Annotated in this window: 19 protein-coding genes; 8 read left to right on the top strand and 11 right to left on the bottom strand. The window is 73.9% G+C overall.

Annotation, left to right across the window (positions count from 1 at the left end):
• Positions 1 to 109: 109 nt before the first annotated feature.
• Both AB0M76_RS33210 and AB0M76_RS33215 read right to left on the bottom strand, forming a co-directional pair.
• Complete coding sequence (locus AB0M76_RS33210) at positions 110 to 1507, bottom strand: FAD-dependent oxidoreductase (RefSeq protein ID WP_365956472.1); 1398 nt, start codon at positions 1505 to 1507, stop codon at positions 110 to 112.
• A gap of 60 nt (positions 1508 to 1567) precedes the next feature.
• Entirely contained in the window at positions 1568 to 2560 is a 993-nt protein-coding gene (locus AB0M76_RS33215) for a DUF4349 domain-containing protein (RefSeq protein ID WP_365956473.1), read from the bottom strand.
• Between the two features lie 192 nt (positions 2561 to 2752).
• Between AB0M76_RS33215 and hemG the strand changes: the two genes are divergently transcribed.
• Entirely contained in the window at positions 2753 to 4213 is a 1461-nt protein-coding gene (gene hemG, locus AB0M76_RS33220) for a protoporphyrinogen oxidase (protein ID WP_365956540.1), read from the top strand.
• Between the two features lie 23 nt (positions 4214 to 4236).
• Positions 4237 to 4950, top strand: coding sequence for a hydrogen peroxide-dependent heme synthase (hemQ, locus tag AB0M76_RS33225; RefSeq protein ID WP_053788392.1), 714 nt, complete (start codon positions 4237 to 4239; stop codon positions 4948 to 4950).
• A gap of 131 nt (positions 4951 to 5081) precedes the next feature.
• Here hemQ and AB0M76_RS33230 read toward each other — a convergent pair whose 3' ends face one another.
• The 4 genes from AB0M76_RS33230 to AB0M76_RS33245 form a co-directional block, all read right to left on the bottom strand.
• Complete coding sequence (locus tag AB0M76_RS33230) at positions 5082 to 6755, bottom strand: alpha/beta fold hydrolase (protein WP_365956474.1); 1674 nt, start codon at positions 6753 to 6755, stop codon at positions 5082 to 5084.
• Between the two features lie 165 nt (positions 6756 to 6920).
• Positions 6921 to 8003 (bottom strand): TIGR04222 domain-containing membrane protein, encoded by a 1083-nt coding sequence (locus AB0M76_RS33235; RefSeq protein WP_365956475.1) that lies wholly within the window; start codon positions 8001 to 8003, stop codon positions 6921 to 6923.
• Positions 8000 to 9331 carry a DUF692 domain-containing protein gene (locus AB0M76_RS33240; RefSeq protein WP_365956476.1) on the bottom strand — a complete coding sequence of 444 codons (1332 nt, stop codon included), beginning with the start codon at positions 9329 to 9331 and terminating at the stop codon, positions 8000 to 8002. The genes AB0M76_RS33235 and AB0M76_RS33240 overlap by 4 nt, the downstream gene beginning before the upstream one ends.
• Positions 9332 to 9434: 103 nt before the next feature.
• Positions 9435 to 10226 carry an aminoacyl-tRNA hydrolase gene (locus AB0M76_RS33245; RefSeq protein ID WP_365956477.1) on the bottom strand — a complete coding sequence of 264 codons (792 nt, stop codon included), beginning with the start codon at positions 10224 to 10226 and terminating at the stop codon, positions 9435 to 9437.
• Positions 10227 to 10297: 71 nt separating this feature from the next.
• Between AB0M76_RS33245 and AB0M76_RS33250 the strand changes: the two genes are divergently transcribed.
• The 4 genes from AB0M76_RS33250 to AB0M76_RS33265 are packed head-to-tail and all read left to right on the top strand — an operon-like array spanning position 10298 to position 12649.
• Positions 10298 to 10972, top strand: a complete 675-nt coding sequence (locus AB0M76_RS33250) for an AIM24 family protein (RefSeq protein ID WP_365956478.1) — start codon at positions 10298 to 10300, stop codon at positions 10970 to 10972.
• Complete coding sequence (locus tag AB0M76_RS33255; protein ID WP_365956541.1) at positions 10969 to 11784, top strand: ATP-binding cassette domain-containing protein; 816 nt, start codon at positions 10969 to 10971, stop codon at positions 11782 to 11784. Before AB0M76_RS33250 ends, AB0M76_RS33255 begins: the two co-directional genes overlap by 4 nt.
• The gene (locus tag AB0M76_RS33260; protein ID WP_365956479.1) at positions 11781 to 12434 is read left to right on the top strand and encodes an ABC transporter; all 654 of its coding nucleotides are present in this window, start codon (positions 11781 to 11783) and stop codon (positions 12432 to 12434) included. Before AB0M76_RS33255 ends, AB0M76_RS33260 begins: the two co-directional genes overlap by 4 nt.
• 14 nt (positions 12435 to 12448) lie before the next feature.
• Positions 12449 to 12649 (top strand): hypothetical protein, encoded by a 201-nt coding sequence (locus AB0M76_RS33265; protein ID WP_365956480.1) that lies wholly within the window; start codon positions 12449 to 12451, stop codon positions 12647 to 12649.
• A gap of 13 nt (positions 12650 to 12662) precedes the next feature.
• Here AB0M76_RS33265 and AB0M76_RS33270 read toward each other — a convergent pair whose 3' ends face one another.
• From AB0M76_RS33270 to zapE, 5 genes are all read right to left on the bottom strand, one after another.
• Entirely contained in the window at positions 12663 to 13583 is a 921-nt protein-coding gene (locus AB0M76_RS33270; protein ID WP_365956481.1) for a polysaccharide deacetylase family protein, read from the bottom strand.
• A gap of 83 nt (positions 13584 to 13666) precedes the next feature.
• Complete coding sequence (locus AB0M76_RS33275; protein WP_365956542.1) at positions 13667 to 14494, bottom strand: PPK2 family polyphosphate kinase; 828 nt, start codon at positions 14492 to 14494, stop codon at positions 13667 to 13669.
• Positions 14495 to 14704: 210 nt separating this feature from the next.
• Positions 14705 to 16051, bottom strand: coding sequence for an alkaline phosphatase PhoX (locus AB0M76_RS33280; protein ID WP_365956482.1), 1347 nt, complete (start codon positions 16049 to 16051; stop codon positions 14705 to 14707).
• Between the two features lie 330 nt (positions 16052 to 16381).
• Entirely contained in the window at positions 16382 to 16807 is a 426-nt protein-coding gene (locus AB0M76_RS33285) for an OsmC family protein (RefSeq protein WP_266997606.1), read from the bottom strand.
• Positions 16808 to 16876: 69 nt separating this feature from the next.
• Positions 16877 to 17989: a cell division protein ZapE gene (zapE, locus tag AB0M76_RS33290; RefSeq protein ID WP_365956483.1), complete on the bottom strand. Its 1113-nt coding sequence runs from the start codon at positions 17987 to 17989 to the stop codon at positions 16877 to 16879.
• Positions 17990 to 18025: 36 nt separating this feature from the next.
• On the opposite strand from zapE, the gene AB0M76_RS33295 reads away from it, so the two are divergent.
• Both AB0M76_RS33295 and AB0M76_RS33300 read left to right on the top strand, forming a co-directional pair.
• Positions 18026 to 18844: a pyrimidine reductase family protein gene (locus tag AB0M76_RS33295; protein ID WP_365956484.1), complete on the top strand. Its 819-nt coding sequence runs from the start codon at positions 18026 to 18028 to the stop codon at positions 18842 to 18844.
• A gap of 148 nt (positions 18845 to 18992) precedes the next feature.
• Entirely contained in the window at positions 18993 to 19460 is a 468-nt protein-coding gene (locus tag AB0M76_RS33300) for an indole-3-glycerol phosphate synthase (RefSeq protein ID WP_365956485.1), read from the top strand.
• Positions 19461 to 19524 lie beyond the last annotated feature (64 nt).

Below are 19524 nucleotides of genomic sequence, written 5' to 3' on the forward strand. Positions count from 1 at the left end.
TCGCCGCGGTCTCGCAGCACCCGGGTACGTCCAGTACAAGCGTGCCGCTCCGCCTTGCGATGCACCGCACCGGACGACGCGAAAACGCACCCCACTTCACCAAGGCCGCTCAGCCCGCCGCCCGCACTGCCGAGACGGCCTTGCGGGCGGCCACCAGGACGGGGTCCCAGACCGGGGAGAACGGCGGGGCGTAGCCCAGGTCCAGGGATACGACCTGGTCCACCGTCATGCCCGCCGTCAGGGCGACCGCCGCGATGTCCACCCGCTTCGCGGAGCCCGCGCCGCCGACGAGCTGGACACCGAGCAGGCGGCCCGTGCGGAGTTCCGCCAGCATCTTGACCGTCATGTCCGCGGCCGTGGGGTAGTAGCCCGCCGTCGTCGTCGATTTGATCGTCGCCGTGACGAACCGCAGGCCCGCCGCCAGGGCGTCCTTCTCGCGCAGGCCCGTACGGGCGATCTCCAGGTTGCAGACCTTGCTCACCGCCGTGCCCACCACCCCCGGGAACGTGGCGTAACCGCCGCCCACGCCCGAACCGATCACCTGGCCGTGCTTGTTGGCGTGCGTGCCCAGCGGGATGTGCCGCATCCGGCCCGCCACCAGGTCCAGGACCTCGACGCAGTCGCCGCCCGACCAGATGTTCTCGTGGCCCCGGACCCGCATCGAGAGGTCCGTGAGAACCCCGCCCGACTCGCCGAGCGGCAGTCCCGCCGCGCGGGCCAGCGCCGTACGGGGCTCCACGCCGATGCCGAGGACCACCACGTCCGCCGGGTATTCCTCGCCCTCCGCCGTGGCCACCGCGCACACCCGGCCCGCCTCGTCCGTGAGGATCTTCGTGACCTCCGCCCCGGACTCCGTACGGATCCCCATCCGGTTCATCGCGGCGTGCACCAGAGCGCCCATGTCCGGGTCCAGGGTCGCCATCGGCTGCTGCCCGCGGTGCAGGACGGTGACCTCGTACCCCCGCGCGACCAGCGCCTCCGCCATCTCCACGCCGATGTAGCCCGCGCCGACCACGACCGCCCTGCGGCCCTCCGTACGCGCCGGCCCCTCGGTGAGTTCCAGGGATGCCATCAGGCGCTGGCCGTCGTCCAGGGTCTGGACGCCGTGCACCCCGTGCGCGCCGATCCCGGGCAGCCGGGGCCGGATCGGGCGGGCCCCCGTGGCCAGGACGAGCTTGTCGTATCCCGTCCAGGATTCGGATCCGGATTCCAGATCGCGGGCACGGACCCGGCCCCCGGCCACGTCGAGCTCCACCACCTCCGTGCGCATGCGCAGGTCGATGTCCCGGGCGCGGTGCTCCTCGGGCGTACGGGCGATCAGCTCGTCCCGCCCGGGGACCTGGCCGCCGATCCAGTACGGGATCCCGCACGCCGAGTACGAGGTGAAGTGCCCGCGTTCGAAGGCCGTGATCTCCAGCTCCGCCGGGCCCTTCAGCCGCCGGGCCTGTGACGCGGCGGACATCCCCGCCGCGTCACCGCCGACCACCACCAGTCGTTCCGTCGCCATCGCCCGCCCCGTCCGCCGCACCGCCGTCTCCTACCGAACACGCTACGGCCGAATGCGTGTTCAGTCCGGGACGTGGGTCTTTTCCGTCGGGTCCGCGGACCGCGCCCCCGGTACGGCCGGGACCTTCTTCGGCGTCGGTCCCGCCTTCGGCTTCGCCGGGCGCAGCCGCCGGTACACGCGGAAGCACACCAGCGCCACCGCGGCCGTCACCGCGAACGGCAGCAGGACGGCGACCACGAGGGTCAGGTACTGCACGATCGTCGTGAAGACGTTCCAACCGCCGCTCAGGGCGCCCAGGAAGGTGGGCTCCTCGTCCTTCGGCTTCTCCGCCGCCTTGGGCGCCGGCTCCGCGACCTCCATCGTGATCGTGCCCATCGAGGTCTGGTCCTTCAGCGCCGTCTGCTGCGCGAGCAGCGACTCCAGGTCCGACTGGCGCTTGCTCAGCTCGCTCTCCAGCATCACCACGTCACTGAGCGCCGAGGCCTTGTCCATCATCTCCCGCACCCGGGCCACGCTCGCCTGCTGCGACTTGACCCGGCTGTCGACGTCCGCGACCTTCTCGGTCACGTCCTGCGCCTCGACCTTGCGGTTGAGCAGCTTCCCGCTGCCCTCCATCGCGCCGAGCACCGCGTCGAAGCGGTCGCCCGGCACGCGCAGGGTCAGGGTGGACGTCATCCGGCCGTCCTCGCCGCGCTTGGTGGACTCGTTGCCCACGTACCCGCCCGCGCCCTCCGCCGCCGTACGGGCCGCGGCCAAGGCCTTCTGCGCGTCCGCCGTCTCGAGGGCGAGCGTCGCCGTACGGATGACGTGCGGGCGTACGGCCGCCGGCTGCTGCCCGTTCTTGGCCGCATCGGAGCCCGAGGTCCCGGCGGCCGCCGGCGGAGCCGCCGCGGCCGCCCCTGGCTTGCCCTGGGCCGCGCCCTCCGGGGCGCCGACCGCGGCCTTGTCGGCCGAGGCCGAGCCGGCGGTGTCCTGGCCGGCGCCGCAGCCGGTGAGCGCGAGCACTCCGGCCAGGGACAGGGCGGCCAGGGTGGCCGCGCCGCGGTGTCTCACAGCGGTGCCTCTATTGCTGGTGCGCATCGGTGGTACCCCCCGAGGATCGGCTGATGTCGCCGTTGTGACGTACAGGGTCCCGTCGTGGGTTTCGCTCAGGCGGTCCCGAGCCGGTCCCGATGCGGTCACGGTCCGGCCTCGGTGATCGGCCGGTGAACGGTCTGAGACGATGTGTCCATGCACGAAGCGGACATGCGTACGGACGACGCAGCAGGCGCGGCGGCCCCGGTGGCCCCGCTCCGCCACGCCGTCGTCATCGGCGGTGGCATCGCCGGCCTCGCCGCGGCCCACCGGCTGCTCGCCGACGGCCTGCGCGTCACGCTCCTGGAGGCCGGGCCGCGGCTCGGCGGCAAGCTGCTCGCCGGCGAGCTCGCCGGCGCCCCCGTCGACCTCGGCGCCGAGTCCGTGCTCGCCCGCCGCCCCGAAGCCCTGGAGCTGGCCCGGGCCGTGGGCCTCGGCGAGGCCCTCCAGCCGCCCGCCACCGCCACCGCCCACCTGTGGACCCGCGGCGCGCTGCGGCCCATGCCGCGCGGCCATGTCATGGGCGTCCCCGGCGACCTGGCCCCGCTCGCCGCCTCCGGGGTGCTCTCCGCCGAGGGCCTGGCCCGGATCGAGGCCGAGCGCGAACTGCCGCCCGCCGAGATCGGCGAGGACGTCGCCGTCGGCGAGTACGTCGCCGCCCGCCTCGGCCACGAGGTCGTCGACCGCCTGGTGGAGCCCCTCCTCGGCGGGGTCTACGCCGGCAACGCCTACCGCATCTCCATGCGCGCCGCCGTCCCGCAGCTCTTCGAGGCCGCCCGTACGCACGCCTCGCTGGGCGACGGCGTACGCGAACTCCAGCACCGGGCGGCCGCGCAGCAGCCCCAGCAGGCCGGGCGGCCCGTCTTCTCCGGCATCGACGGCGGCATCGGACGGCTCCCGCAGGCCGTGGCCGAGGCATGCCGGGCGGCCGGGGCGCGGATCAGCACGGGTACTCCCGTGCGCGAGGTCCTGCGTACCGCCGGGGGCTGGAGGGTCGTCACCGACGCGGAGGCGATCGACGCCGACGCCGTGGTCCTCGCCGTCCCGGCCGGGCCCGCCGCCCGGCTGCTGGACGGGCTCGCGCCGGCCGCGGCCGCCGAGCTGCGGTCCGTCGAGTACGCCTCGATGGCCCTCGTGACGATGGCCTTCCGGCGCTCCGAGCTGCCCGCCGCGATCACCGACGGCGGCGCCAGCGGATTCCTCGTACCGCCCGTCGACGGCCGGACGATCAAGGCCTCCACCTTCTCCAGCAACAAGTGGGCCTGGGCGGGTGCCGACCCCGAGCTCTTCCTGCTGCGCACCTCGGTCGGCCGGTACGGCGACGAGGGCGACCTGGGGCGCGAGGACTCCGAGCTGGTCGAGGTATCGCTGCGCGACCTCGGCGAGGCCGTGGGCCTCGCGGCCCGGCCGGTCGCCTCCACCGTCACCCGCTGGGACGGCGGCCTGCCCCAGTACCCGGTCGGCCACCTCGCCCGCGTGGCCCGGATCCGCGGCGCCGTCGCGGCCCTGCCGGGCCTCGCGGTGTGCGGGGCGCTGTACGACGGCGTGGGCATCCCGGCGTGCATCGCGAGCGCCGGCAAGGCCGCCGACGTGGTGATGGCCACGTTGGGCACCCCTGGCACCGACCACTGATCAGCACACGGGACAATGGACACATGACTGCACCAGAGAAGATTCCCAATGCGGGGAAGAAGGCGAAGGACCTCAACGAGGTCATCCGCTACACCCTGTGGTCCGTCTTCAAGCTGAAGGACGTCCTGCCCGAGGACCGCACCGGCTACGCCGACGAGGTCCAGGAGCTGTTCGACCAGCTGGCCGCCAAGGACATCACCGTCCGCGGCACCTATGACGTCTCCGGCCTGCGCGCCGATGCGGACATCATGATCTGGTGGCACGCCGAGACCTCGGACGAGCTGCAGACCGCGTACAACCTGTTCCGCCGCACCAAGCTCGGCCGCGCGCTGGAGCCGGTGTGGTCGAACATGGCCCTGCACCGCCCGGCCGAGTTCAACAAGTCGCACATCCCGGCCTTCCTGGCCGACGAGGTTGCGCGCGACTACGTCAGCGTCTACCCGTTCGTGCGCTCGTACGACTGGTACCTGCTGCCCGACGAGGACCGCCGCCGCATGCTCGCGGACCACGGCAAGATGGCCCGCGGCTACCCCGACGTCCGCGCCAACACGGTCGCGTCCTTCTCGCTGGGTGACTACGAGTGGATGCTGGCCTTCGAGGCCGACGAGCTGTACCGCATCGTCGACCTCATGCGTCACCTGCGTGCCTCCGAGGCCCGTATGCACGTCCGTGAAGAAGTGCCCTTCTACACCGGACGCCGCAAGTCCGTCGCCGATCTGGTGGCCGGGCTCGCCTGATACCTCCCCTGGGGGGAAGGAACCGGAGTACCGCTCTCTTGACTGGGGAGCGGCCTCCGGTGGATCGGGAGGCTGGTCCGGATGACGGCCTGACCCCCGAAACGACGCAGCCGGAGATCCCGCCCGGAAGTTCAGACGACTGGCGGCAGCAGAGCCCTGGGTACCTTCCCGGGGATTTGTGCTGCCCGGTCGTCCAACGACACCGGTGCGGGCTCCGGATGCGGCGCACACGTGACACGCCACCCCGAGGTGTCACCCGTCAGCAAGTACCGCTCCACGTGACGGTCCACGCAGTCATTGCGTCCGCCGACCACTCCGTGGGCCCCGGCCCCCTCCTCCGCGACCAGCGCGGCCCCGCTGCCGAGCCGCCGTTGCAGCTCCAGCGCGCCCGGGTACGGGGTCGCCCCGTCCCGCTCCGCCGCGACGACCAGCGTGCGGGGGATCGCCTCCGGCTGCTCGCCGACCGCCACCGGCTGCTGCCGCTCGCCGACCGGCCAGTACGCGCACGGCAGGTTCAGGAAGGCGTTGGCCCAGGTCTCGAAGGGCGCCCGGCGCGCCAGTTCGGTGTTGTCGCGGTCCCAGGTCTCCCAATCCGCCGGCCAGGCGGCGTCGTTGCACAGCACCGCCGTGTACACGGCCCGAGCGTTCTCGCGCTCGGCCGCCGACTCCGGGTCCGGGCGGGCCTGTTCGGCCAGCGGGCCCGGATCGCCCGCCAGGAAGGCGCTGAGCGCGGCCGCCCGCTCCTGCCACACGTCGTCGTAGTACGCGGCCTGCAGGAAGGCGGCCTGGAGCTCGCCGGTGCCGACGGTCCCGTCCGCCGGAGTGCGCGCCACCGCGTCCCGCACACGCTCGTAGCTCGCCTGCACGGCCGCCGGGGTGGCGCCGAGCCGGTACGTGGCGTGGTGCCGGGCCGCCCAGGCACGGAAGTCGTACCAGCGGCGCTCGAACCCCGGTGCCTGGTCGAGGTTGTCGAGGTACCAGATGCGGCGCGGGTCGGGGTCGACCGCGGAGTCGAGGACCATCCGGCGGACGTGGCCGGGGTGGAGCGTGGCGTAGACGGCGCCCAGGTAGGTGCCGTACGAGGCGCCCATGAAGGTCAGCTTCTCCTCGCCGAGGGCGGCGCGGAGCACGTGCAGGTCGCGGACGTTGTCGAGGGTCGAGTAGTACGGCAGGGCCGCGCCGGCCCGCTGCGCGCAGCCGCGGGCGTAGGCCTGGGCGGCGGCGATGCGCTGCTGCTTGTACGCGGCCGAGGGCTCCGCCGGGACCTGGGTGGGGCCCTTCGCGCGGACGGCGGGGTCCTCGCAGGACAGCGGGGCGGAACGGCCGACTCCGCGCGGGGCGTAGCCGACGAGGTCGTAGGCGGCGCCGATGCGCTCCCACTCGGGGAGGTCGCCGACGAGCGGGAAGAACATCCCGGATGCGCCGGGGCCGCCGGGGTTGTAGACGAGGGCCCCCTGGCGCGCGGCGCCGCCGTGGCCGGTGGCGGCGACCCGGCTGACGGTGAGGGAGATCTGCGGCCCGTCGGGCCGGGTGTAGTCGAGCGGAACCCGCAGGCTCGCGCACTGCACGGTGGAGGGCAACTTCTCGACGGAGGCACACCGCCCGAAGCGGAGCCCGCCGGCTCCGGAGGCTTCGGCGGCGCGGTGGGCGACGAGTTCGGCGCCGGCGTTCGCGGCGGCCGCCCTCGCGGCGGCGCCGGCGGTGTCCGGGCCCGGGGTGGTCGCTCGGGCGGATGGGGACGGGGTGCACAGGGTGAGGGAGAGCACCGCCGCGGCGACTCCGCAGCGGGTGAGCGGAGTCTGCATCACGGGCCACCTTCATCTCTTCGGATGATCTGATGAGATGCGCTGAGCGGGGCCCTGTACAGGATCACCGCCGGGTGTCGGCCGCATTCCCCCCGTTGCCCAGGCCAATGCCGCCCGTAGGGCGGGGTCCGCGAGCACGCGGACCCCGCTCAGTGCCACCGCAGGTCAGGAACTGCTGCTGCCGCAGCTCGACCCGGACGAACTGCTGCAACTCGAACTGCTGGAACAACTGGAGCTGCTGCTCGCGCAGCTGCTGCCCGACGAGGACCCGCAGCCCGAGCCCGAGCCCGAGGAACAGCTCGACCCCGACCCCGAGGACCCGCAGCCGGATCCGGTGGACCCGCAGCCGGACCCGGAGCCTCCCCCGCCGTCGCTGCTGCCCGCGCACCACACGACGGGCAGGACCGCGGCGGAAGACCCGCAGGAGTCCGCCGAGGACGAGGAGGAGGACGACGAGGACGAGCCGCGGGGCGCGGAGCGCGACTGCGCGGCCGCCAGCCTGGTGCTGCGCGCGGCCGGTACCAACTGCTCCCGCAGGTACGGGTCCCGCAGGCCGCGCAGCCCGTACAGGGCGGTCTGCACGTGCGGGGTCTGGTCGTTCAGGTAGTGCGTACGGATCTCGCGCAGCGCCGCCTGCCCCGCCGGGTTGAGCCGCTGCCTGGCCCGGGCGGCGAGTGCGCAGCCCATGACGATCCCGCCCACCAGGGCGGGGAACACCTTGATGGCGAACGGCACCTGCGGGCCGGACTCGAGCGCCAGCGCCACGAAGGTGAGGGGCAGCGAGAACACCACCCACACCACGCACACCACCACCTGGATCAGCGCCCAGCGCCGCCACTTCGCCCCCGAGCCGGGAGCGGCGAGCAGCCCGCGGGCGGCCAGCGCGTCGCCGGTCTCCTGGACGGCGGGGTCGAGCATGGCGGCGTACCGCACCTGGTACAGCCAGCCGGACGGGGCCTGCCGAAGGGCCTCGAGCACGGCCCGCTCGGCGGTGTCGCCGGCCCGCGCCCCGGGGCGCACCTGGACGATCCCGGGACCGCCGACCACCAGCCGGCCGTCCCCGAGCATCGAGACGAGCGCGGAGTCCACGACCGCGCCGGGGCCGCCGGCCATGAACGCGGCCTCGGACAGGTCGTGCAGGCGCGGTGCCAGACCGGCCGACGGCGGGCGGGAGCGCCGCAGGCCGCGGAACAGCAGGACGGTGGAGACGACGACGGCGATCCAGATCGCGACGGCGAGTACGCTCATGCCGCACGCCCCACGAGGGTCCGGGCCCAGCGCACGATCCGGCGCGGCGGCCGCGCCCCGACCCGGTCCCGCCACCAGGAGGTGAGCCGGCGCCGGGCCGCGGGGTCGGCGGGCAGGTCCTGGATCAGCAGGTGCTCGGCGAAGTCGAGGGCGTCCCGCCGGTATCCGGCGGTCATGGGCCGGTTGCGGGCGTAGGCGAGGAAGGCCTCGCGGTACGGGTCCTCACCGCCCAGGATCCCGGGCAGCTCGGGCGCGAGCTTCGCGACGACCTCGGCCCGCTTGGCGGCCAGCGCCCGCGCCTGCACCCGTACGCGCTGCCGGTCGAACCCCTCCGGCACGGGCGTCCCGCCCACCAGCGCCGACAACAGCGCCGCCTGCTCCACCCCGACACGGATTCGAGCCCGCTCCAGCGGCTCGACGTCCGCCGCACCCTCCAGCCCCGCCGGCGTGTGAGGTGCGGGGTCCGGTGCGGAGCCCCGGGGCACGGTGGAAGGGCGGGTAGGGGACAGCCCCGCAGGGCCGACCACCTCCCGGATCGCGGCCAGTTCCCCGGCCAGCTCCGCCTCCGCCGGGAAGTCGTCGTCCCGCTCCAGCAGCACCCCCGCCGGCTCCACCCGCTTCCGCAGCTCCGCCAGGATGTCCAGCACCACCGCCGGGACCGGATGCGCATGCGTGTCGTGCCACACCCCGCCCCGCTCCACGCCCCCGGCGACATGCACGTACGCGAGCGCCTCCAGCGGGATCGCGTCCAGCACGGCGAACGGGTCCTCGCCCCGGTTCACCCGGTTCGTGTGCAGGTTGGCGACGTCGATCAGCAGTCGGACCCCCGTCCGCTCCACCAGCTCCGTCAGGAACTGCCCCTCCGTCAGCTCCTCCCCGGGCCACGAGATCAGCGCGGCGATGTTCTCCAGCGCCAGCGGCACCGGCAGTGCGTCCTGCGCGAGCCGGACGTTCTCGCACAGCACGTCCAGCGCGTCCCGCGTCCGCTGGACGGGCAGCAGGTGCCCCGCCTCCAGCGCCGGCGAGGCCGTCCGTACGAACGCGATGTGCTCGGTGACGAGCGGCGCCCCCAGCGCCACCGCCCGCTCCCCGAGCGCGGCCAGCTTCCCCGCGTCGGGCCGCTCGGCGCCGCCGAGCCCCAGCGAGACCCCGTGCGGTACGACGCGCACCCCGCGCTCGCGCAGCCGCAGCAGTGATGCGGGCAGGTGGCCGGGGCAGATGTTCTCGGCCACCACCTCGACCCAGTCCAGGCCCGGCAGCCGCTCCACCGCGTCAGCGATCTCCGGCCGCCATCCGATGCCCACCCCCAGGTGCGCCATGGTCTTCATGTCCCCTCGCCCCCTCTCATCGGTCGTGTGCCGATGTCATCGCCCCGACGGAGTCGGGCCAACCGCGCAAAGGGACGTTCAGAGCAACATTTGAGGTTCCGGGTCAGCGCGAAATTCCGCCGGCGAGCCGCGCCCGCAGGGCCGGATGGTCCGCGACCACCGTCGCCGAACCGGGTGCGATCTCCGTGAATCCGGCATCCCGGACCACCGGCAGCCCGCTCCCGCTCAGCCCCGCCCACCGCTCGCGCGCTGCCGTCCGTACGGCCAGCCGGAAACCGGAGTCCTGCCAGGCGGTGCGCTCGGCGCCGGTCAGCTCCCACCACGCCAGCTGCGCCGCGTGCCCGGCCTGGGCCATCGCCTTGCCGGCGGACATCTCCAGGTCCGGGTTGAGCCACAGCACCGGAATACCCGCGGCGGCCGGAGCGGCCGGCTCCGGGTCGTCCAGATCGGTCCCCGAGACCTGGAGCTTCGCGAGTTCCTTGGGCCAGCCGTCCAACGGCACCGGCGGGAAGACCCGTACCTCCGACATGTCACCGTGCACCGTCACGCCGGGCAGGGTGCCGGCCTTGCGCCACTCCGCCCCGCGCGCCCGCCGCACCACCTTCCGGATCCGCGCGTCCTGCCAGTCCCGGACCGCCTCGGCCCACTCGCCCTCGCCGTGCGCCCGCTCGTCCGTCAGCAGGACCAGCACCGCCCGGGCCGCCGTCTCCAGCGCGTCCGTCCGGGCGGGCGGCTCGGCCTTCTCGATCCGCACCACCAGGGGCAGGACGAACTGCGGTGCCTCGTCGCGGGCGACGTGTGCCTGCCGGAACGGGCTGTCCGCCCCGACTGCGGGTACGTGCGCGGGGCCCTCTGCCGGTACGTCTGAAGTGTGGTTCTGGTGCTGGCTGCTCATCCCGCCAAGGATGCCAGCCTCCAACTTGAGGATGATGCCGCGGGGTCCTGGGCCGGGTGAGGATCGGGGTCATGAAGAGCGATCTTTTTGCGTCCGAGAACCTGGCCCAGCCGTCGGCAGCTCCGGGCATGACCCTGCAGAACGCCAAGTCCGTGAAGTACACCGTCAACGGTGAAATGCTCGCCCGTCAGGGCTCGATGGTCGCCTTCCGGGGGAACCTCCAGTTCGAGCGCAAGGGCCAGGGCATAGGCGGCATGCTGAAGCGCGCCGTCACCGGCGAGGGCCTCGCGCTGATGTCCGTACGCGGGCAGGGCGAGGCCTGGTTCGCGCACCAGGCCGAACAGTGCTTCATCATCGACTTCGAGCCCGGTGACTCGCTGACCATCAACGGCCGCAACGTGCTCTGCTTCGACCCCACGCTCTCGTACGAGATAAAGATGGTGAAGGGCGCCGGCATGACCGGCGGCGGCCTCTTCAACAGCCTCTTCACCGGCACCGGCAAGCTCGCCGTGGTCTGCGACGGCCACCCGATCATCATCCCGGTCACGGCGCAGAACCCCGTGTACGTGGACACCGACGCGGTGGTCGGCTGGAGCGCCCAGCTGGAGACGGGCCTGCACCGCTCCCAGTCGGTCGGCTCGATGATCCGCGGCGGCTCCGGCGAGGCCGTCCAGCTGATGCTGCGCGGCGAGGGCTTCGTCATCGTCCGCCCCAGCGAGGTGACCGAGACGGCGGCTTCCCACTGAAGCTGACGGGTGTGGGCCGCCGCTACGGGCTGCGGCGGCCCTGGGTACTGCGCGGGGTCGCGCTTGACCTGCCGCCCGGCGCCCTCGTCCGGATCGAAGGCCCCAACGGCGGCGGCAAGTCCACCCTGCTGCGGATCGTCGCCGGGATCGACACCCCGTCCGAGGGGCGGATCACCGGGCGGCCGAGCCGTACGGCGTACGTGCCCGAGCGCTTCCCGGCGGCGCTGCCGCTCACCGCGACGGCCTACCTGACCCACATGGGCCGGGTGCACGGGCTGGCACGCGCCGAGGCGGCGGACCGGGCCGCCGAGTGGCTGGAGCGGTTCGGGGCGGCCGGGTACGCGCACACCCCGCTGGCCGAACTCTCCAAGGGCAGCAGCCAGAAGGTGGCCGTCGCGCAGGGGCTGCTCGCCGAGCCCGGGCTGCTCGTCCTCGACGAGGCGTGGACCGGGCTGGACGTGCCCGCCCGTGCCGAGCTGGACCGGGCCGTCGCCGAGCGGACCGCCGCCGGGGGCACGGTGGTCTTCGTCGACCACGACCCGGCGCGGCTCGCCGGATCGGCCGATGCGCACCACCGCGTCGAGGGGGCCGCGCTGATCCCCATACGGGAGCCTGCCGACGACGGGCCGTACGTACGGATCGAGGCCGCCGGACCGCCCGGCGCCGAGCCGCCCGCGGGCCTGGCCGCCGCGCCCGCGCCCGGCGGGGGCCTGCTGCTGACGGTGCCCGCCGCCCGGTCCGACGCCGTGCTGCGCGAGCTGCTCACCGCGCCCGCGCCCTGGCACATCAGAGCCGTGGAGGAACTGCCGTGACCGGCCTGCTGCGTTATCAGTCGGCGCTGTTGCTGCGCTCCCAGCGCTGGATCGCCCCGCTGGTCGTGTACGCGGCCTTCCTGGCCGCCGGGGTCCGCCCGGGCGACCCGCTGCTGGACTCGCTGGGCTTCGCGGCCGCCGGACTGGTGCCGATGACGGTCTGGCTGGTCCGGGTCTGCGTGACCAACGAGCCCGACGCCGCCCGCGACTGCGCGGCCGCCGCGGCCGGTCCCGTACGGGTGCACGCGGCCGCCCTGCTGGTCGCGCTGGGCGGGGCGCTGCTCGCCGGGGCCGTGGGCACGGTGGTGGTGCTGCTGATCGGCAACCCCGGGCGCAAGGTGGAGCCGCAGGACGCCGCCCTGGCCGGGGTGCTGGCGGTCCTCGCGTGCGCGCTGACCGGGGCGGCCGTGGGGGCGTTGTGCAGCCGGCCGCTGCTGCGGTCGACGGGGCTCGCGGTCCTGGCGGGCGGCCTGGGGTCGCTGCTGGCGTGGGGCATCGCCGGCTCCCCGGCGCGCAGTGCGGTGACCGCGCTGGTGGAGGGTTCCCGGGTGGAGGCCGTGACGCTGCCGCTGGCGGCCTTCGCGGGGTCGCTGGTGCTGGCTTGCGGGGCGGGTGCCGTGGCCTGCCTCGTCAGCGCGCGCCGGGGCTGAGTACGCTCGTGGGCATGGACGAAATGGACCGGCAGGCCGAGGCCGAGTCGTACTGCCCCGCCCCGGCGGCGCCGGCCGGGCGGGTGGCCGGGCCGCCGTACGCCGACTGCCTGGAGTGCGGCAAGCCCACCGAGTACGGGGTCGCGACCCCGGGCGTGGTGCTGTGCCCGGTGTGCGAGTGGCAGGACGCGCAGCGCACCGCCTGCTCCGGCTGAGGCGCGGCCCGGCCTACTTCCCGATGAGCTCGGACACCTTCACGAAGCGGTAGCCGCGCTTGCGCAGCTCCGGGACGATCTTCCGGATGGCCTCCTCGGTGACCGGCGCGGCGCTGCGCGTGCAGTGCATGACCACCACCGAGCCGGGCTTCACCCCGGCGAGGACCTGCTCGGCCACCGCGTCGGGGTCCTTGGCGAACGCGTCCCCGCTGACCACGTCCCACTGGACGGCCGTGACCTTGGCCGTGGACACGGCCCGCAGCGACTGGTCGTCGTAGCAGCCGCCCGGGAAGCGGAAGTACGGGACGGTGTTGACCGCGCCGGCCGTGCGGAAGGCGGCGAAGGCCCGGTCCACATCGGCCCGCGCGGCGGCGGTGTCGAGCGCGGGGAGCCCGTAGCAGGGCGACGTGAAGGCGTGGTGGCTGTACGAGTGGTTCGCGATCTCGAAGTTCGGGTCGGTACCGATCGACTTGGCCTGGTCCGGGTACTCCTCGGCCCAGCGGCCCGTCATGAAGATCGTCGAGGGCACCTGGAGCTTGCGGAGGGTCGCGATCAGCTGGGGGTTGTCGAAGTGCTCCCCGTCCGCGGCCCGCTGCCCCTGGTCGGAGGTCATGTCGGCGTCGAAGGTCAGCGCGACGGTCTTGTCGGTCTGCTGCTTCGCCCGCTCGAAGACCGGGGTCAGGCCGTTCGGGCCGGGCGCCAGGGTCGGGGCCTTGGCGGGCGGCGGGGCGGAGGCCGGGGAGGAACCGGCTGCCTGCGGCGAGGCGGGGGAGACCGGCGGCGCGGAGGCCCCGGGGGTGCCCATACGGGCCTGGCCACCGGGACCGGCAGCGGAGCCGGAGGTGCCGCTGCCGCCTCCGCAGCCGGCGAGGGCGGTGCAGAGAGCGGCACCGAGGGCGGCCGCGACCGCCACATTGCGCACAGAAAGGGTCACGCAGGCAAAATATATGACCATCTGCCAAGCGGATCGCAGCGGCGCGGGGGTGGGCCCGTGAATCGCCCGCCCGCCACGCCTCGTCAGGTTTCGAGCAGCCGGGCGCGGCACGCCTCGACGTCGAAGCCCGCCTCGGGATAGCGCGGACCCATCTCCTCCAGGTGCTCCAGCAGCAGCTTGCTGACCGCCCAGTTGCGGTACCACTTGCGGTCCGCGGGGACGACGTACCAGGGTGCGGCATCGCCGGAGCAGCGCTCGAGGGCCAGCTCGTACGCGTGCCGGTACTCGGGCCACAGGCCGCGCTCGTCGATGTCGGCCGGGCTGAACTTCCAGTGCTTGTCGGGGTTGTCGAGCCGCTCCAGCAGCCGCTTGCGCTGCTCCTCGTAGCTGATGTGCAGGAGCACCTTCACCACGGTCACGCCGTCCTGCGCGAGGGACTCCTCGAACCGGTTGATCTGGGCGTAGCGGCGGTTCAGCTCGCTGCGCGACACCAGGTCGCGGACGCGGGCGATGAGGACGTCCTCGTAGTGCGAGCGGTCGAAGATGCCGATCTCGCCCGGCAGGGGCAGAGCCTGCTTGATGCGCCAGAGGAAGGGGTGGCTCTGCTCCTCGGGGGTGGGCGCCTTGAAGGCCCTGATGCGGCAGCCCGAGGGGTTGAACAGGCAGGCCACGTGTTTGACCGTACCGCCCTTGCCGCTGGTGTCCGTGCCCTGGAGGACGAGCAGGACGCGGCGGCGGTCGCCGGCGGTGCTGGCCGCGTACAGCCGTTCCTGGAGGGAGGCGAGCGGCCCGGCCAGCTGCGCGGTGGCGGCCAGTCCGGCGGCCTTGCCGGCGGGACCGCCGGGGGTCGCGGCGGGATCGAAGGCGCCGAGGTCGATGCTCCCCCGGCTGCCGCCGGGAGGTACCCCCACACCGGCGGGGACGCGGAGCAGCGGGCGCAGCGGGGCCTCCGGGGCGGGCGGCTCGGCCCGCCCGGCTCGCTTCGGGGCCTTGCCGCCCTTCCCGTCCTTGTCGTTCTCGTCCTTCTTCTTGGTCCTCTTGGCCACCGTCACCTACCCCGATCCGGTCGATTCCCTCCGATCCTCCACCACATCGGACGGGGTCGCGAGGGCGCGGCCGGTTCAGCGCCAGGGGCCCGTCACGGCGAAGGTGGTCCCCGGCGTGTAGGCGTTGACGTACATCGTCCGCCCGTCGGGGGAGAAGGTGACCCCGGCGAACTCCCCCCACTCCGGGGCCCCGGGCCGGCCGATGTCGTCGGCGTTGCGGGCCATCGGGTAGACCTCGCCGGCCGGGGTGACGCCGAAGACGTACTGCGCCCCGCCACCGTCCTCGCACACCATCAGGCCGCCGTCCGGGGCCAGGCAGATGTTGTCGGGGGAGTCCCCGGGCAGCTGGATGTCGGCGGCCGGGCCGAACAGCACGTCCAGGCGGATCGTGGCGCGCCGCGGGTCGTGGAACCACACCTGGCCGTGGTGGTCGGCGGCGGCGCCCTCGAGGGTTCGGGCGTAGCTGGAGACGAAGTGGACGCCGCCGTCGCCCCAGTAGCAGCCCTCCAGCTTCTGCGCGTGGGTGATCCCGCCCGGCCCGAAGTCCTGGAACCGGATCGGGGTGTCGGCCGCGGAGGGGTCCGGTACGGGGACCCACTCGACCGGGAACTCGGCGCCGGGCTCGTCCACGGCGGAGAGGTCCGGGACGCCGGGGACGCGCAGGGCGTGGAGGGTGCCGCCTGCGCGGAGGGAGCCGGGGCCGCGGAGGGGCTGCGCGGGCAGGAAGCGGTAGAAGAGCCCGAAGGGCTCGATGAAGGCGTCCTCGGTCTCGTAGAGGGTCCCGCGGTACGGGTCCACGGCGACGGCCTCGTGCGCGAAGCGGCCCATCGCGGTGAGCGGGACGGCGCCGGAGCGGTGCGGGTCGGCGGGGTCGACCTCGAAGACGTAGCCGTGGTCCTCGGTGTACCCGGAGGTCCCGGCCCGGTCCTCGGTCTCCTCGCAGCTGAGCCAGGTGTTCCAGGGGGTGCGGCCGCCCGCGCAGTTGACGGCGGTGCCGGCGAGGGCGACGCGCTCGGCGGTGACGCTGCCGCTCGGGTCGAGGTCGAGGAGGGTGCAGCCGCCGAGGGCGTGGGGGTCGTACGTGAGGCCGTCGACGGCGGGGACGCGGAGGGCGGCGGTGGTGCGGTTCTCGTGGTTGCGGACGAGGCGGACGCGGCCGGAGCCCGCGTCGAAGGCGGCCATGCCGTCGCAGTTGGCCGGTACGGTGCCCTCGCCGGAGCGGAGGGGGTCGCCGGCGCGGGAGAGCACCCGGTAGCGGAACCCGGCGGGGAGGTCGAGCAGCTTGCGGGGGTCGGGGAGCAGCGGCCCGTACCCCTGCCGGGGCGGGGTGGCGTGGGAGCTCCCGGCGAAGAGGGCGCCGAGGGCTCCGGTGAAGGCGATGCCGGTGCCGGCGGCGAGCAGGGTGCGGCGGGTGACGGACATCGGCTGCTCCCGGGGCGAGGGGGTGACGGGGCCGTGTTACCACGCGGCCCCGCGCCCCGTGCCCGGACGCGCCGAGCCGCTGTCGCGTTGTCCGGGACCGGCCCCCCGCGCCTCGATCGCCGGCGGGGCTCAACGGTGCCGGGCGGCTGCGCCGGGCAGGCGGCGCTTCGGCCGGCACCCGGGGCTCCGCCTCAGACCCCGCGCCGCAAACGCCGGCGGGGCTGGAATTCGGCTCGTCGCCGTGCAGCGGCCGGCGGGGCGGGGAGAAGCCCCACGCAGCGGAGCCCCTGCCTCCGGCGGGGCGGGAAGACGCCCCGCCAGGCGGAACCGCTAGATCAGCTCGGCGCTCAGGGTGATCGTCGTGCCCGTCAGGGCCTGGCTGACCGGGCAGTTCTTCTTCGCGTCCTCCGCGGCCGCGGCGAAGCCCTCCGCGTCCAGGCCCGGGACCTCGGCGCGCACCGTCAGGTGGATGCCCGTGATGCCCTCACCCGGCTGGAAGGTCACATCGGCCTTGGTCTCCACCCGGGTGGGCGGGGTGCCGGCACCGTCCAGACCGTGCGAGAGCGCCATCGAGTAGCAGCTGGAGTGCGCGGCGGCGATCAGCTCTTCCGGGCTGGTCTTGCCGTTCGCGGCCTCGGCGCGCGAGGGCCAGGAGACGTCGAACGAGCCCCGACCCGAGGAGTCGAGGGTGACGACACCGGCGCCCTTGAGCAGGTTGCCTTCCCAGTTGGTGTGCGCGGTACGCGTGGTGGCCATGGTGGATCCCTTCGGAGGAAGTGGGAACGGCCGGACCGTCCTCACAGGGAACGGCCGGCGCCTCCAAACCTACTGGGACACCAGGGGTTTCGCGTCGCGTGCCAGTGCGGTGAGCCTCGAGATGGCCCGGAAGTACTTCTTGCGGTAGCCGCCGTTCAGCATTTCTTCACTGAAGAGCTTGTCGAAGGGGACGCCCGATGCCAGGACCGGTATCTCGCGGTCGTACAACCGGTCCGCCAGGACCACGAGGCGCAGGGCCGTCGACTGGTCCGGGACCGGGCCGACATCGGTCAGGCAGACCGCCGATATGCCGTCCGTGAGGGCGCCGTACCGGCTGGGGTGGACCCGGGCCAGGTGTTCGAGGAGGCCCGGGAAGTCGTCCAGGCTCGCGCCCTCGGTCGCGTACGCGGCCTTGGCTACCTGCTCGTCCGAGAACGGCGCCGGCGCCTCCGGCAGGCCGCGGTGGCGGTAGTCCTGGCCGTCGATGCGCAGGGGGCGGAAGTGCGCGGAGAGCCCCTGGATCTCCCGCAGGAAGTCCGCGGCGGCGAACCGGCCCTCGCCGAGCTTGCCGGGCAGGGTGTTGGAGGTGGCGGCGAGCGCCACGCCCTGCTCGACGAGGCGGCTGAGCAGCGAGGAGACGAGGACGGTGTCGCCCGGGTCGTCCAGTTCGAACTCGTCGATGCACAGGAGGCGGTGGCCGCCCAGGGTCTGGACCGTCTGCTGGAAGCCGAGCGCGCCGACCAGGTTGGTCAGCTCCACGAAGGTGCCGAAGGCCTTCAGCGCGGGCTCGGCCGGGGTGGCGTGCCACAGGGAGGCCAGCAGGTGGGTCTTGCCGACGCCGTAGCCGCCGTCGAGGTAGACCCCGCGCGGGGCGGTCGGAAGCGGGGCCTTCTTCGTGAACCAGCGGCGCTTGCCGCCGCCGCTCGCGTGGGCTCCGCCCAGCCCGGCGGCGAAGCCGCTGAGCACGGTGACGGCCTCGGACTGGCTCGGCTGGTTGGGGTCCGGGTTGTACGTGTCGAAGCGCACCGAGTCGAAGCGGGGCGGCGGCACCATCTCGGCCACCATCCGTTCGGCGGGCACCCGCGGTTCGCGGGCGCACAGGGCCTGCGGGCCGACGTCGGCCGGGCCGGCTATCGGGGGTCGCCCGTAGGTGGATCCGGAGGTGGAGAGTGATGTTGACACAGCTCTTAACTCTACGGGGCGTGGCACACTGCACCGATGCGACGCCTGTTCCCTGTGACCGATCAGACATCAGCCGATCAGACAGCAGCCGGTCAGACATCGGCCCCCGCGGCCCCCACGGACCGCGGTGACCGCGAGTGGTCGCTGGACGAGCTGGCGGATGCGTACGCGTACCCCGAGCTCGGCCCGGAGGGCCACTGGCTGCGGGCCAACATGGTCTCCACCCTGGACGGCGCGGCCCAGCACGACGGGCGCTCGCAGCCGATCTCCGGCGAGACCGACATGCGGATCTTCGGCACCCTGCGGGCGCTGGCCGATGTGGTGGTCGTCGGAGCCGAAACGGTTCGCCAGGAGGGCTACCGCCCGGCCCGGGCCCGGGAGGCCTTCGCGGCCCGGCGCGCGGCCGCCGGGCAGGGTCCCGCGGCCGCCATCGCGGTGGTCACGGCCAGTCTCGACCTGGACTTCTCGCTTCCCCTCTTCACCTCCCCCCTGGTACCCACCCTCGTGGTGACCGGGGCGACCGCGCCCGCCGACCGGGTGGCCGCGGCCACCAAGGCCGGGGCCGAGGTCGTGGTGGCCGGCAGCGGGGCCGGCGCGGATCCGGCCCGGGTGGTGCGGGAGCTCGCGGACCGGGGGCTGCGCCGCCAGCTCACCGAGGGCGGGCCCCGGCTGCTGGGGCAGTTCGTGGCCGCCGACGCGCTGGACGAGCTGTGCCTGACGATCTCGCCGATGCTGGCGGCGGGCGGCGCCCAGCGCATCTCCGGAGGGCCCTCGGTCGCCGTGCCGCACCGGCTGGCGCCCGCCTCCGTACTGGAGGAGGCCGGGTTCCTCTTCACGAGCTACCGTCGGATCTGACAAGGGGCGGAATTTCTTGTTCCGCTTAGCTTCCGGTGGGCACATACCTGGGCAGACATATCCCCGCAAGGCCCCGTGTGACAGCGGGGCAGGATGGTTTCCGCAGGGGCCGGCCGACCGGCCCTGGCCCATGAAGGAGAGGGCGTCCGTGTTCACGAGCGTATTGATGATCGAGCAGCCGCTGACCAGCGTCGACGTGGACTTCGTCACCAGCCTGCACGGGGACGACCCGGTCTCCTTCCTTGTCCTCATGCAGCCCCGGGGCGACCAGGACCGGCTGCTGCGCGCCATCGACGACGTGGCGCTCGGCGAGCTCCCCGAGGCGCTCCGCGAGGCCGACGTACCCGAGGGCCACGCCGCCCGCGGCCCGGCCGAGCAGGCCCTCGTGCACTCCCTGGAGGCCCTGCGGAAGAAGGGCGCCAAGGCCAGCGGGCAGATCATCGAGGACCACCCGCTCGACAAGCTGAAGAGCGTCGTGGAGGAGTCGAACGCCGACGAGGTGATCGTTCTGACCGCCCCGCACTTCGTCGAGGAGTTCTTCCACCGGGACTGGGCCTCCCGCGCGCGCCACAAGGTCGGGGTTCCGGTGCTCAAGCTCTTCGCCCACAACGAATAGGCTGGCGTCCGACACACGCGCCGGGACGGTCCGCACCGCCGAGACCCCCGACGTACCGACCCGC

Source organism: Streptomyces sp. NPDC051364 (assembly GCF_040682115.1).
Classification (GTDB): domain Bacteria; phylum Actinomycetota; class Actinomycetes; order Streptomycetales; family Streptomycetaceae; genus Streptomyces.